The organism is Blautia aquisgranensis (assembly GCF_040096615.1).
Taxonomy (GTDB): Bacteria; Bacillota; Clostridia; order Lachnospirales; family Lachnospiraceae; genus Blautia_A; species Blautia_A aquisgranensis.
The window spans coordinates 1-14,908 of the sequence record NZ_JBBMEJ010000003.1; the positions used below are offsets into that span (position 1 = coordinate 1).

A 14,908-nucleotide genomic window follows, 5' to 3' on the forward strand; every position below is an offset into this window, starting at 1 on the left:
GGCCGCCTGAAACACAGGCGGCCGGCTTTAATGTCAGCCAGACATCTGGAAATCGGAAAGGAAATGAAGCATGAACAAAAAGAAAATATACAGTTTATGGTTTCTTCTTCCGGCAGTACTGATTTTTGTGATCTTCTTCATCATCCCGATGGTGACATCACTGTTTTTCAGCTTAACTGTATGGGATCTGAAATCATTTACATTCTGCGGCCTTGATAACTATAAAACATTCTTCAGTGAAAACTCCTTAAGTATATCTGTAAAAAATACGTTGATCTATGCAGTCCTTACAAGTGGACTGAAGGTAATCATTGCATTCTTTATCGCATTGTTCCTGACAAGTAAGATCAAGACAAAAGATTTCTTAAGATCTCTTGTGTTTTTCCCAAACCTTGTCAGTGCAGTAGCAATCGGTATTATTTTTAAGGCACTGATGCATCCGAGCAAGGGACTTTTCAACACAGTTCTTGCAGCTATTGGAATTTCCGGACCTAACTGGCTGGGTGATACACATCTTGCCCTGTTTTCCGTAATTGCGGTTGATGTATGGAAAGGTGTCAGCATTTCCACAGTAATCTTTATTGCCGGTATCACATCTATTGATTCCAGCTATTATGAAGCTGCTTCTATCGACGGTGCAACCCGTTGGCAGACTATTCGAAACATCGTAATGCCACTGGTTCGTTCTTCAACAAATACCATTATCACACTTTCCCTGATCGGCGGACTTCGCTGCTTTGACCTGATCTGGGCTATGACAAAGGGTGGTCCTGGATTTGCAACAGACGTACTTGCATCCGTTGTTTACAAACAGTACGCAGCAGGATTCTTCGGTCTGTCTACAGCAGGAAACGTTATCATGTTTGCGGTAATTGCGATCATCGCATTCCCGCTTCAGAAATTCCTTAACAGCAGGGAGGTGTACAACTAAAATGAAAAAACAGAAAAGACTTACATTATTAGGAGACATCCTTGGATGTGTTTTCGGTATTCTCATTTTTGCAGTACCGTTTCTCTTCATGCTGATCAATGCACTGAAGGACAGAAAAGAAGCAAACCTTCTGAGACTTTCCCTTCCGACTGAGTGGATGTGGAGCAACTTCAAAGAAGTATTTTCCGCAAATAATTATCAGATCATCACAGCATTTAAGAACAGTATTATCCTTACGATAGGATCCCTGATCGTGCTTATCATTGTAGGATCCATGGCAGGCTATGTTCTTCAGAGAAGATCTGACAGACCTGTAAAGATCGTGGATACACTTGTTATGACAGGTCTTATGATTCCTCCTGCAATCCTTCCTACAATCTGGATTATGCAGGGACTTCACATTTACAAAACCATGTTTGGTATGATCATGGTTGAGACAGCACTTCAGATTCCGTTTACCATCATGCTTTACAAAGGTTTTATGAATACAATTCCTGTAGAGCTTGAGGAGGCAGGATACATCGACGGATGTACAAAAAGCAATCTGTTTGTAAAGATTATTTTCCCTCTTCTGAAACCGGTTACATCCACAATTATCATCCTGAATGCGGTAACAATTTTCAACGATTTTACTAACCCGCTGTACTTCCTTCCGGGAAATGATAATGTAACAGTTCAGCTTACTCTTTATAACTTTATGGGCAGATATTCCAGTTCTTATAACCTGCTGTTTGCAGATGTACTGATAATCACTATCCCGATGCTGATCCTCTTCCTGTTTTTCAACAAGAAGATCGTAGACGGTATGGTAGCCGGAGCTGTCAAAGGTTGATGCCAAATATGCAAAATCGGATTTGTGTGGTATTATCATAATTGAATCAACTGCGAAGCAGTTATTCGGTTATGATAAGCAAGCAGTGGATAAGGATGGTTTTATCCGCCAGACATGCCATGCAGATAAAAGAAAACAGATACTCTGCTGTGACGGCAGGGTATCTGTTTTGGCAAATAAAAATATATGAGGTGTGTTTATGAAATTTCGCACAAAACTGATTTTGGGTTTTTCCATTGTAATATTTTTTATATCGGCAATCCTGGGTATAGTCTGCTATAACTATAATTCAAAAAGGCTATCTGAAAAAGCAGCTCAAAGCCTGAAATTCTATTCCAGGCAGACAGCTGCTAATGTTGATTTTACAGTAGATTCCATGAAGCATGTGACAGATTATATCCTGTCAGAACAGGATATGCTCAATGCAATGAAAACATTGCCGAAATATTATGAAAAAGGCAATTATGGATTTGGTAAAACGATAAAACATAATGATCTTCTGGATACCTTAAATATAGGACTTGCCATGTACTATATCGACAGTAATTTTTACAGGGTGATCATTTTTAATGAGTTCGGAGATGTGGCATCCAGTACAAATACCGGTTCCAAGCTTACCAATAAGGCAAGGAATATATCCGACATCAAATGGCTGAATTCAGCAACCAGAATGCATGGTAAACCGATCCTGATAGCACCACATATGGATGGCTGGGGAATCAGGGAAAGCGAGGAAGTTTTTTCCCTGGCAAGAAAAGTTCAGGGTGGAGATTTCGGATATATTGAAGTTCAGTATGCTACGGATGAACTGAAGGATATATTTGAGATTCCGGATTCCGATATTAAAGTTGTGGCATTTCTTCCGGGAGGAGAAATCTTGTATCAGTCCGAGGGCCTGACCGATGATCTGGTAAGCTATATAAAAAAACATCCGGAAGTAACAAAAATGGATTCTATTACCGTTTCTTCAGACACAAGCATGTGGGCATCAGCATCAGAGATATCCGATAATTATGGGATTCGTGTGGTTGCCCTGGAGGAAAAAACAGAGATCATTGCGGGGATGAAAGAGGCTGTGATGATCGCTCTGGGAATGGCTATAGGCTGCTTTGTGATCTCCATGGGAGTGGTAATCTTTATTGCCAGCAAGCTTTCCAGGCCGTTGACTGTGTTAAAGGATCAGATGGAAAATACAGGAATCGAGAATATGGATGCAGAGCTTGTGGTACCGAATACAGATGATGAGGTTCAGGCAGTAGGAATCGCATACCAGAATCTGATGCACAGACTGAACGAATCCATTGTAAAAGAAAGACGAATGTCATTGCTTCAGCTTCAGGCACAGTTCGATACCCTGCAGGCGCAGGTCAATCCACATTTTCTTTACAATGTGCTCAATGTAATATCAAGCAGAGGCATTATGGACGGTGATGAGGAAATCTGCGAGATCTGCGGCTGTCTGGCAGCTATGCTCAGGTATTCCACGAACACAAAGGAGAGATATGCAACAGTAGAAAAGGAGCTGGAGTATCTTGAACGTTATATTTTTCTGCTGAAATCCAGATATGAACATCGGTTGGAAGTGGAAGTGGATTGTGAGGAATCCGTAAAACAGGAGCAGCTTCCCAAAATTGTGCTGCAGCAGCTGGTAGAGAACAGCATACAGCACGGATATAATAACAGCAAAAATATCATGAAAATTTACGTACATGGCTGGAGAGATGAAACAGGCTGGTACTTTGAAGTCCGGGATAACGGACAGGGTACCACGGAAGAAGTGCGTGAAGAGTTAAACAAAAAAATGAGAAAAATCCGGAAAAAGATCATGTCCAGAGGAAGCAGTATAGAATTGGAAATCGGAGGTATGGGGCTGGCGAATACCTATGCAAGAATGTTTCTTGTGTACAATGGAAGAGCAGTATTCCGGATACGAAACCTTGAAGAGGGATTAAGTGTCATCATAGGGGTATCGGAAAAGGAGGATGAAGCCGATGTATCAGGTGATGATTGTTGATGATGAGCCGATGGCAGCCAGTCTGATCGTCAACATTATAAAACGAAAATACAGTAATTTTGATATCATGGGAACTGCCTATGACGGTGAGGAAGCACTGGAACTGATGGAGAAAAAAGGAGAACCGGATGTTCTGATCACAGATATCCAGATGCCGGTGATGAATGGACTGAAGCTTGTAGAAGAGACAAAGAAACGTTATCCGGAAGTGCTCAGTGTGATAGTCAGCGGATATCAGGAATTTGAATATGCGAAGCAGGCTATCGCATTTGGGGTGTGTGATTATATCCTGAAACCGATCGTGCCGTCAGAGTTTGCCAAGCTGATCAAAAAGATTGAAGAGAAGCTGAGACAGAAATATTACAAGGAACGGAACGTTCTTATGCACAGGATGGTAAATGAGCTTCCTGTAGATGAAAAAGCTCTCAGAAGATACTTTCAGTCGGAAAATTACTACGGGGCGATCGTCAGGCTGAACGGACTTCCAAGCCGCTATGGGGAGCGCGGAAGAAAAGAGATCTTTTCGGATATCAATGAGATGATACTGGCTTATGGCCGTGACACACAGGAGACCTTATATCTCTGTCCGGGCGAGATCGTCAGTGATGTGGATTATGAACAGATGATCCGCAGACGTATTGGAAAGGAGCAGCCGGAAGCTGCGTATGTTACTACCATCATCCGCCGAAAATCTGTTCCTGTGGGTCAGATCGGAGAAATGGTCCGGGAGCTTTACCGTAAGCTGGACGCCTCAATCATTCTGGGAAAAAATCAGACTCTGATCATTGAAGAGACAGATGGAGGACAGAGTACAGGGGCGCCCGGCAGAGATTATGAGTATCTGGAAGAGCTGGAATATCTTGCAGGAAAACAGAAGTATGACCGTCTCCAGAAAAAAACGGAGGAACTGATCCGCAAATGGGTAAAAGAAGAACATACCCAGCTCTGGATCGAAGGACGTGTTCGGCAGATCGGTTATCTGCTCCAACGCTACGATGCCGGAAACTGGGATTACCGTGAGACAGAATTTCTTATGGATGACATTTTCTCTACAGCAGAAAATGTGGAGCAGCTTTGCAGCGGGATATCTGATATTTTCTTTAAGGATGTGCATGAGGAGACGGCTTCTGCGCAGAAAACAGATACAGAGGAATATTTTGAGAGTGTGAAAAAATATATCCAAAAGCATATGTCGGAACAGCTTTCCCTGCACAGTGTGAGCAAGGCTGTAGGTGTTTCACAGACATATTTAAGCCGGCTTTTCCGCAAGTATGAGGATGCGTCATTTAATACGTATCTTACCGCGCTTCGAATGGAAAAGGCGAAAAAGCTTCTTCTCCGTGAGGAAAAGATGTATGTAAAGGATGTAGCAGAGCAGGTAGGTTATAAAGATCAGTTTTATTTCAGCCGGATTTTTTATTCCTATACAGGAGTAAGGCCGTCAGAATACGTGGAAAAAGAAACAATTGAAACAATATAAAAAATGGAGGGCAAAGGTATGCTGTACCATAATGGGGAAAAACTGACAGAGGAGAAATTTCAGAATCCGGGAAGCGAGTACCGGGCAGCACCGTTCTGGGCATGGAACTGCAAAATGACAGAGGCGGAGATCGACAATACACTGGAGGCATTAAAGGCCATGGGAATGGGCGGCGGACATATTCACTGCCGTACAGGAATGGACAACCCATATATGAGCGAGGAATTTCTGAATCTGGTGAAGTATGCCTGGAAACAGAGCAGGGAAAAAGATATGCTCACCTGGCTTTATGATGAAGATCGCTGGCCGTCAGGAGCAGGCGGCGGACTGGTAACGAAAGATCATAAATACAGGATCCGTTTTCTTCTTTTTACACCGGAACGCCAGGAGGGAAAAAAGATCGAAAACAGCGAGCTGCGTTCTTCCGGACAGGCGGTAAGAAGCAACGAGAGAACTTTTCTCGGAAGATATCAGGTGCGTCTTGAGGGCGGGTATCTGGCCGAGTATGAAAAGATCAGCGAGGATGCACAGCTGAAAGATGGATTTGCGGAGTGGTTTGCATATCTTGAGGTGTCCGGTGACAATCCGTGGTTCAATAACGAAGCGTATCTGAATACCCTGGACAAAGAGGCTGTAAAGCGTTTTATTCAGGTGACACATGAAAAATATTTTGAAAATCTGGGAGAGGAATTCGGAAAAACAGTTCCTGCGATCTTTACAGACGAACCGCAGTTTTCTCATAAAGAATGCCTGGATTTTGCAGAAGAGAAAAAGGATGTGACGATTCCGTATACGGATGATCTGGATGAAACCTTTCAGGCTGCATACGGACACAGTCTGCTTGAACATCTGCCGGAGCTGTTCTGGGAGCTACCGGGAGAAGCAGTTTCCCGGATTCGATATGAGTATCATGACCATATTGCAGAGCGTTTCGCAGATGCTTTTGCAGATACCATCGGTGGATGGTGCAAGGAGCATGGAATTGCACTGACCGGACATATGATGGAAGAGCCGACTCTGGAGACACAGACAGCAGCACTTGGTGAGGCGATGCGTTCTTATCGTTCTTTTGAGATTCCGGGAATCGACATGCTCTGTGACAGAAGAGAGCTTTCTACCGCGAAACAGGCAGAAAGCGCGGTTCATCAGTTTGGAAGAGAGGCCATGACCAGCGAGCTCTATGGAGTTACAAACTGGGATTTTGATTTCCGTGGACATAAGCTTCAGGGTGACTGGCAGGCAGCACTTGGTGTAACCGTCCGTGTTCCGCATCTGACCTGGACTTCCATGGCCGGTGAGGCGAAGCGAGATTATCCGGCATCCATCAGTTATCAGTCACCATGGTATAAAGAATATCCTCTTGTGGAGAATTATTTTGCCAGAGTGAATACAGCACTGACAAGAGGTATTCCGCATGTGAAGCTTGCTGTGATCCATCCGGTAGAGTCCTATTGGCTTTTCTGGGGACCGAAGGAGCAGACAGCACCGATCCGTGAGGAGATGGATGAGAACTTTATTCACATGATCGACTGGCTGCTTTATGGGACAGTGGATTTTGATTTTATCTCAGAATCTCTGCTTCCGGACCTGAATAAGGGACAGAAGGATGAGAAGCTTCTGAAGGTCGGAGCTATGAAATATGACACGGTGCTTGTTCCTAATTGTCTGACACTTAGAAACTCCACACTGGAGATCCTGGAGAAATTTAAGGCAAGAGGCGGCCGCGTGATCTTTGCGGGACAGCTTCCGAAATATGCAGATGCCTATCCGTCTGACCGGGGAACGAAGCTGGCAGAAAAATGCGAGACAGTAGCATTCAGCAAGTATCGTCTTCTGGAAGCTGTAAAAGCTGCAAGAGATATCGAGATTCTGGAGGCAGATGGAAAACCATCCACAAATCTGATCTATCAGATGCGTGAGGAAGGGGAGAACCGCTGGCTGTTCCTGTGTCATGTGAACCGTACAGAGAAGGTTTCAGATGCCTGCATTGTGATCAATGAGCTGCAGGAGCGTAAGAAAAATCAGGATCTTCCAAGAGAAGAGAAGCTTCGTATCCAGATTCGTGGTTTATGGAAAGTAACGGTATATGATGCCATGACCGGAAAAATCTATCCGGTGACAGCAAAGTACCATAAAGGGGACACTGTTCTGAAACGCAGCATGTTCGACCATGACAGCCTGCTTCTCTGGCTGGAACCTCTGACAGAAGCAGAAGTGAAGAAACTTATTTTAGAGAGAAAGAGCTGTTCTGCCGGTGCATGCGAAGTATCAGGTTTCGGATATGAGCTTCCGATTTCTGATCAGGTGGAGATCGTACGAAGCGAACCGAATGTAAGTATTCTGGATCTTGCAGAGTATGCTTTTGACGGAGGTGAATGGAAGCCGGAGGAAGAGATCCTGCGTATTGATAACCGTTTCCGTGAAAAGCTTGGTTATCCGCTCCGTATGGAGGCTTTTGCACAGCCATGGACCAATGATAAGGTGGAAGGATTTGAGCATACACTGTCTCTTAAATTCCACATTCATACAGAAGCAGATCTGAAAGGAACTTTCCTGGCTATGGAGAATGATGAGAAGACGAAGATCTTCTTGGATGAGAAAACTGTGGAAAACAAGGCAGAAGGCTGGTATGTGGATCACTGCATCCGCAAAGTTCCAATGCCGGATATGGAAGCAGGTGAGCATGAGCTGATCGTGGAGATTCCTTATAATTCCAAGGTAAATATTGAAGCAATGTTCCTTCTGGGAGAATTTTCCGTGAAGGTTGTGGGACGGGATCAGGTGTTTGGAGAAGTGCAGCATAAGGCTGCATTCAGTGATCTCACAGCACAGGGCTATCCGTTCTACGGTGGAAATGTGACTTATAAGATTCCGTTTGTCAGCACCGGCGGCGAGGTGACAGTGCGCGAAAACATGTTCCGAGCACCGGTTCTCAAGGCTTCCGTTGATGGAAAGGAAGCCGGTTACATTGCGTTTTCTCCGTATGAATTATCTCTCGGAGAGCTGGAAGCCGGCGAGCATGAGCTGGAGCTGACTGTGTTCGGAAACAGAGTGAACACTTTCGGAACTCTGCATAACTGCGATCAGAAAGAGGACTGGTACGGACCAAACGCATGGAGAACAACCGGTGATCTCTGGGCGTATGAATACCAGCTGAAACCAACAGGACTTCTCAAGGCACCGGTGCTTATGAAAAAATAGGGTTGTAATTACTGAATAAGTGCGTTATAATGACCACAGAAAAGAAAATTTCTTCGGGGCAGGGTGCAATTCCCTACCGGCGGTATAGTCCGCGACCCGCTTCGGCGGCTGATCTGGTGAAATTCCAGGACCGACAGTAAAGTCTGGATGAGAGAAGAACGCGCAGTATTTTTAAACGTGATCAATACCCCGGGAAGAAGTTCCCGGGGCTTTTTATGTCAGGAAATATTTTTCCGGCATAAAGATTTCTTGTAGAAATTTTCTTTGGAATATTTCGAAAGAAGGAGAGAGAATTATGAGTGAACAGGTATTACAGAGAGGAAATGCCATGGAAAGGAGCAGAACAAGGACGATTGCCCAGGTAGCTATGCTTGGTGCTGTCGCAGGAGTATTAATGAATCTGGAATTTCCGATTCCGTTCCTTGCGCCGTCTTTTTATCAGCTTGACTTTTCCGAGGTGCCGGTTATGGTAGGAACTTTTGCCATGGGACCGGTGGCAGGTATTCTCATTGAGCTTGTGAAGATTCTCGTACATCTTGTGACTAAGGGAACCATGACAGCAGGTGTCGGTGATGTGGCCAACTTCCTTTTTGGATGTGCTTATGTAGTGCCGGCAGGACTGATCTACCGTTTCCGTCATAAGAAGAGCAGAGCACATGCAGTTGCAGGTATGGCAGTGGGAACGATCCTGACATCAATTCTTGCATGCTTTATCAATGCATTCGTATTGCTTCCGGCCTATGGTAAGGCTTTTGGAATGCCGATCGAGACCTTTATCCAGATGGGAAGTGCTGTACACAGCTCTGTAAACGGATTGCTTACATTTGCGCTGCTGATCATTGCACCGTTTAATATCTTCAAGTATGCAGTAACCTCCCTGATCGTATTTGTGATCTACAAGAAGATCCGTGTTGTGCTGAAGGGTGACTGATAAAATAAATAAAGCAAAAGTGCCATGTAACTGGTAGCTGCCATCTGGCAGCAAGGTTACATGGCACTTTTGTTTTATACGGCTTGTTGTATTGCTATGCAGCTCTTTCGGCATTTTTCATAATGCCGAGCTCTCTTCTGGCAAAAATAACTGCAAGTACGAAAGCAGCAGTATCTGCGATCGGACCTGCGTACATGACACCGTCGATTCCCATGAAAAGCGGGAAGATGATGATCAGCGGCAGCAGGAAGATCACCTGTCTTGTGAGGGACATGACAATACCCAGCTTTGCCTTACCGATGGAGGTAAAGAATCCGGAGGACATAGGCTGGATACCGTTGGCAAAGGTCATCAGCATGAAGATCTTGAGATAACGTTCTGCAAACTGGAAGTACAGGTCGCTTCCGTTTCCGAAGATGCTTACGATCTGATGTGGGAAAAACTGGAAGCAGATAAAAAATATCGTTGCGATCACAGTACATAAGGTCACAGAATAGCGATATGTCTGACGTACACGGCTGTAATTTTCGGCACCGTAGTTAAAGCCCCAGATGGGCTGGGAACCCTGCGATATTCCGATACAGATAGCCATGAATACCTGGTTGACTTTTGAGATGATACCAACGCAGGCGATGGGAATATCACTTCCATAAACAGAAGCTGCGCCATAATGACGAAGGATATTGTTCATGACGATCTGGACGGCAGCCATGGCGATCTGATTGATACATGCCGCAAGTCCCAGGGAAAAGATCATGGACAGATTTTGCATTTGGGGGATCAGCATGGAACGGTCAAGATACATTTTTCGCAGTCTTGCGAAATAGAAGATGACCAGTAATCCGGAAACCATCTGTCCGATCACGGTTGCCCATGCAGCGCCCTTGATGCCCCACCCGAATCCGAAGATAAAAAGTGGATCCAGGATCGTATTGATAATGGCACCGATCAGTGTACAGGTCATGGAGTATGTGGGGCTTCGGTCTGCACGGACCAGATGATTGCCGCCGGTACTCAGAACATAAAACGGGAGACCGATGGCTGTGATTCCCATATAGTCAATGGCATATGGCATTACATCCGGCGTTCCGCCAAAAAAAGTGAGCAGTGGCTTCAGGAACAGAAGAACGATCATTGCGATCACTGCGCCGAAGAGCACCAGTGAGGAAAGTCCGGTTCCTGCGATAGAGCTGGCTTTTTTTTCATGGCCTGCACCCATTTCCAGGTTATAATTGGAGGCACTTCCGATACCAAGGAGAAGTGCTGCCGCTGTGGAGATGATCGTTACCGGAAAAGCGATATTGGTAGCCGCATTTCCAAGCATTCCCACCCCCTGCCCGATAAAAATCTGATCGACAATATTATAAAGGGCACTGACCAGCATACTGATGATCGCGGGAATGGCGAATTTTGCGATCAGGCTGCCTACGGGAGCTGTTCCCAGGGGATTCCCAGCCTGAGTGGCAGTTGTCTGGTTTTTCAATTTTTTTCCTTCTTTCTTAGTAGATATTGCGTAATAAAAGACAGCATTTTTGCAGAAGCAGAAAGGCTGTCAAAGTGTAATTGTACGTTGAGTATAACATTTTTTTCAGATGAGTGAAAGCATAAAATTGACCTTTCTTCTGAGATGGGCTACAATGTTTTTATGAAATTTCAGCAGAAAATATTTCGGAAGGAGCTTTTTTAAGATGGGTAAGATCAACAGTGTAAAAAAACTTACAGACAATAAATTCGTGAATCTTTACGGGGTGGATGCGACCAGTGTACATAACACACCGGTTTCTTATTTTGTGGCTTCCAGAGCGAAGAGTGTAGAAGATATGAAGCTTTCTACAAGGGAGAATCACCCGGATGGCGTGATCATCTACAGTGTTTACGGTGAGAATCATGATAAAGTAGTTCTGATCCGTCAGTACCGCTACACGATAGGGGGATATATTTATGAATTTCCGGCAGGCCTGGTGGAGCCGGGCGAGGATTTTCATGAGAGTGCAGTGCGGGAGCTTTTTGAGGAAACAGGACTGAAGCTTGATCCGCTGAAGGTTGATGAGGCTTTTGAGAAGCCGTACTTTACGACGATCGGAATGACAGATGAGTCCTGTGCAACTGTTTACGGCTATGCCAGCGGTGAGATCAGTGCAGCGGCACAGGAGGACAGCGAGGAAATCGAGGTTGTCATCGCGGACAGAGACGAAGTCCGCAGGATTCTGAAAGAAGAGAGAGTTGCGATCGTATGCTCCTATATGCTGATGCATTTCCTGAATGAAGAGGAGCCGTTTGATTTTTTGAAGAGGATCTGAGAAAACACAGGGGGAATCTGCTGATATAGCAAATTCCCCCTGACTGTTTGTTGACTTACAATTCGACGATCATACCGGTTTCTTTATCATATTTACAATATTTACCGCTTCCGGAAATAAATGGCTGATAGGTATCGGTACGGGTATCTTTGATATAAACGATTCCTGTGGCAATCATCTCTACCAGTGAGAAACGTTTGCTGAGGCTGGAGATCCAGCGGTAGGTCTTCTGGTTGCCATCGTCCGCCATGATAAGATTGTAGCCGCCCGGACAGGCCTCCAGTGAAAAATATACCTTCTGTGCCCGGAAGGATACATTAAATACCTGACCTGTGATATAGTCGGAAAAATTATCTTCCACGAATTTATGGAAAGAAAGCAGATCATAGGTCTTGCCGGTCACTTCATCAGTGATCTTGTCACCACGTTCGATACGTGCTTTCAGCAGCTTCAGGACTTCGATCGTCCAGTTCACAAAGGAAATACTGCTGTAACTCATGCTCTCCTGAAGCTGATCGATCAGTTTCTTGGAAAGGACATTGGATCTTGACGCTTCGTTAAAAAGTTCTTCGTTCATAATATTCCCTCCAGAATTTTATTTCCATGTAGGATCTTACGTGTTTTTTGTACCTTTTATTATAAGTCTGAATTGTGCATAAAGCAATAAAAAAACACACAAAATAAAAACAAAAGCACATAATTGATACAAAATTAACAAATATATACGAAAAATGTCAGTATTTCAAATGAAAAAGAACCGACATTCCGGGTTTACGAAATGCCAGTTCTTCCGTCAGGATTCAATATATTTTATATTATAATGGAAAATAAATCTTATCAAACTCGCCGACGATCTCAGATACAGCCTCATAAAGACCAGGATAAGTAGTTTCCGGACCCCCCATGGTAAGTCCCGGAATGATATAGCGAGGTCCGGATGCCTCCAGAAGCTCCTTAAGACCTGCACGGACTTTTTCACGGGTCCAGTCTGCACGGTCATAGATACCGTTATCAAGCCCGCCCATGATGGTGATCTGACCGCCGTATTTCCGGATCAGCTCAGGAATATTATTAGTTCCGACGGCACCCTGGAAAACATCAATTCCCATTTCAATCATTTCAGGAACGAGATCAGCAGCATAGGAATCAGAGTGATGAATGATAACCTCAACACCGTGTGCTTTCCAGTAACCGTAGATCTTTTTGTATGCAGGAAGAATAAACTCATCAAACATCTCCTTGGAGATAAACAGGCTTCGCTGGCTGCCCCAGTCATCGTGGTGGAAAAGGGCATCCGGATGAACATATTTGATCGTTTCTTCTGCAAGAGTGATTTCCCAGTCAGTCAGATAGTCGATCAGTTCGTGCATAGCCTCCGGCTCGTCGTAGAAATTGATCATAGCGTCTTCCATACCCATCAGATAATGAAGCTTTTCAAAAATACCACAGAAAACCTTTGCAGTGACAAATTTCTCTTTACGGTCAATGTGGGAAACCTGTTCGATGCAGTCCTTCCATGCTTCGGGCGGAAGAACAAGATTTGGGGCTTTTACATAGTCACGCCAGTGTGCAACATCCTTGCAGACCTTGTCTTCACCTTCACAGCATGGAAACGGTCCGGGAACACCAGCTGGGAATTTGTTTTTTACGCCCCAGCCATTGACCCATTCACCGCCGGGAATGATATTTCCGAAGTAGATCGGAAACAGAGGATCGTTGATCCATTCCTGATATTCATACTGTTTCACGAAACGGTCCGGATGGCCGCCTTTGATTGTTTCCATAAAATTTTCACGAATTGTAAGCATGGTAAAAGCCTCCTTTTATTTATGTCCGTATGTATACAGTGTCTCAAACATTGCTTCCAGATTTTCGCGTTTTGCATTGTCGATGCAGGCGTTGGTGTCAAAGATATATCCGCCGCCAGGTGCACAGATATCGATCAGCTTCTTGGTCTCGTCAATAACCTGCTGTCTGGTACCATGCTCCAGAATATAGATCGGAAGATTACCGGAAATAGCAGCAGTACCGCCGAGGATCTTTTTTGCACGGGCCATGTCCGCTGTCTCAAAATGATAGATGACCTTGCCCTTCGGTATATCAGCCAGCTGTTCCAGACGGGTGTTGTAACGGCCTTCTGTATAAATATATGGAGTAACTCCCATATCGATCAGGGCCATCATACATTTCTTAAGCGGTTTCCAGTAGATACGTTCATACTGCTCCGGACTCATAAAGCCGTCCATTCCTTTGTGAAGTGGGAAGAAAACACGTTTTACAGGGAGCGGTGCAAAGCGGAAATACTGCCAGGATTCAATCTGGATATCGGCAAGCATATCACAGGCTGCCTCCAGCTCATCCGGATATTCCAGCTGGTCAGTAAGCGTTGCGAGAGTTCCGCGGTAGTAATCACCGATGATATCAAACGGTGCCTCGCCTGCACCTGTGAACATTGGTGGGAAGCCAAGATCAGCAAGGCGGTTGGATACGGCATTGGAAGCATCAGCAGCCTTGGCATCCTCTTCACCGATCTTTGCGAGAAGAGAAAAAGCTTCCTGTGCCTGCCTGGAATAAAGGGAAGCCAGCGGCGTGGTATTCAGAATGATGGATGGAACGAAACGGATATCAGCCAGACCTTTCAGTGCAGGAAAAGCTCTCGGAATATATTTACGTAGCATAAAACCGGTAAAATCCTTCAGAAGCTCGGGATATTCACTGTCATCCATATATTCGTTCTCGATAACCTGATGTGTGGAAAAATCAGGAACGCTGGTTCCGGGACGGCCCGGCCAGTCGATCATGGTGGACTGTGCCAGCTCATTGGCTTTTCCGCTGGTGAAGCCGGTATGTGTGGCTGCGTCAGGCTGAAATTCCTGATAAAATTTCACCAGAGCTTCGGAGGCAGCCGGAAAATCATACATGGCGGCTTTGTAAGAGGAGCCTTCCAGGTTATAGGGAAGAGCGCCGAACATGGGACACATCGGGATACGTTCCGGCTCTTTTAAAGCGGTGGCATCTTCTACCAGATGGATACGTTTTGCAAATTTTTCGGCTGCAGGAGCATCTTTTTCGGATGCACGGACATTAGTAGCAAACCATGAGGAACTTGCATCAAAATTCTTTCTATCTTCCATAACAATGAACACCTCTTTCTTGATTTATTTGTATATTTTAACTATACTTAAATTATATCAGACAATTATTTTTCGTATATATCCA

Annotated in this window: 11 protein-coding genes and 1 riboswitch; of the genes, 7 read left to right on the plus strand and 4 right to left on the minus strand. The window is 44.8% G+C overall.

Annotated features, from left to right (window positions below; all coding sequences use genetic code 11):
- The first annotated feature begins 70 nt into the window (after positions 1-70).
- From WMO28_RS03480 to WMO28_RS03505, 6 genes are all read left to right on the plus strand, one after another.
- Entirely contained in the window at positions 71-931 is an 861-nt protein-coding gene (locus WMO28_RS03480; protein WP_119239679.1) for a carbohydrate ABC transporter permease, read from the plus strand.
- Position 932: 1 nt separating this feature from the next.
- The gene (locus WMO28_RS03485; RefSeq protein WP_173757142.1) at positions 933-1,763 is read left to right on the plus strand and encodes a carbohydrate ABC transporter permease; all 831 of its coding nucleotides are present in this window, start codon (positions 933-935) and stop codon (positions 1,761-1,763) included.
- Positions 1,764-1,962: 199 nt separating this feature from the next.
- Positions 1,963-3,777: a sensor histidine kinase gene (locus tag WMO28_RS03490; RefSeq protein ID WP_349056075.1), complete on the plus strand. Its 1,815-nt coding sequence runs from the start codon at positions 1,963-1,965 to the stop codon at positions 3,775-3,777.
- Positions 3,755-5,257 carry a response regulator gene (locus WMO28_RS03495; protein WP_349056077.1) on the plus strand — a complete coding sequence of 501 codons (1,503 nt, stop codon included), beginning with the start codon at positions 3,755-3,757 and terminating at the stop codon, positions 5,255-5,257. The genes WMO28_RS03490 and WMO28_RS03495 overlap by 23 nt, the downstream gene beginning before the upstream one ends.
- 18 nt (positions 5,258-5,275) lie before the next feature.
- Entirely contained in the window at positions 5,276-8,458 is a 3,183-nt protein-coding gene (locus tag WMO28_RS03500) for a glycosyl hydrolase (protein ID WP_349056078.1), read from the plus strand.
- A gap of 45 nt (positions 8,459-8,503) precedes the next feature.
- Positions 8,504-8,621, plus strand: a riboswitch (FMN riboswitch).
- A 132-nt stretch (positions 8,622-8,753) separates the two neighbouring features.
- On the plus strand, positions 8,754-9,389 hold the full coding sequence (locus tag WMO28_RS03505; protein WP_178643589.1) for an ECF transporter S component: 636 nt from the start codon (positions 8,754-8,756) through the stop codon (positions 9,387-9,389).
- 94 nt (positions 9,390-9,483) lie between these two features.
- Here the strand turns inward: WMO28_RS03505 and WMO28_RS03510 are convergent, their stop codons facing one another.
- The gene (locus WMO28_RS03510) at positions 9,484-10,872 is read right to left on the minus strand and encodes an MATE family efflux transporter (RefSeq protein ID WP_349056079.1); all 1,389 of its coding nucleotides are present in this window, start codon (positions 10,870-10,872) and stop codon (positions 9,484-9,486) included.
- A 205-nt stretch (positions 10,873-11,077) separates the two neighbouring features.
- On the opposite strand from WMO28_RS03510, the gene WMO28_RS03515 reads away from it, so the two are divergent.
- The gene (locus tag WMO28_RS03515; RefSeq protein WP_178643587.1) at positions 11,078-11,689 is read left to right on the plus strand and encodes an NUDIX domain-containing protein; all 612 of its coding nucleotides are present in this window, start codon (positions 11,078-11,080) and stop codon (positions 11,687-11,689) included.
- Positions 11,690-11,744: 55 nt separating this feature from the next.
- Here WMO28_RS03515 and WMO28_RS03520 read toward each other — a convergent pair whose 3' ends face one another.
- The 3 genes from WMO28_RS03520 to WMO28_RS03530 all read right to left on the minus strand — a co-directional run bounded on the left by WMO28_RS03520 (position 11,745) and on the right by WMO28_RS03530 (position 14,823).
- Positions 11,745-12,266 (minus strand): hypothetical protein, encoded by a 522-nt coding sequence (locus tag WMO28_RS03520; RefSeq protein ID WP_178643586.1) that lies wholly within the window; start codon positions 12,264-12,266, stop codon positions 11,745-11,747.
- Positions 12,267-12,504: 238 nt separating this feature from the next.
- Entirely contained in the window at positions 12,505-13,497 is a 993-nt protein-coding gene (locus tag WMO28_RS03525; protein WP_349056080.1) for a uroporphyrinogen decarboxylase family protein, read from the minus strand.
- A 15-nt stretch (positions 13,498-13,512) separates the two neighbouring features.
- On the minus strand, positions 13,513-14,823 hold the full coding sequence (locus tag WMO28_RS03530) for a uroporphyrinogen decarboxylase family protein (protein WP_349056081.1): 1,311 nt from the start codon (positions 14,821-14,823) through the stop codon (positions 13,513-13,515).
- Positions 14,824-14,908: the final 85 nt, after the last annotated feature.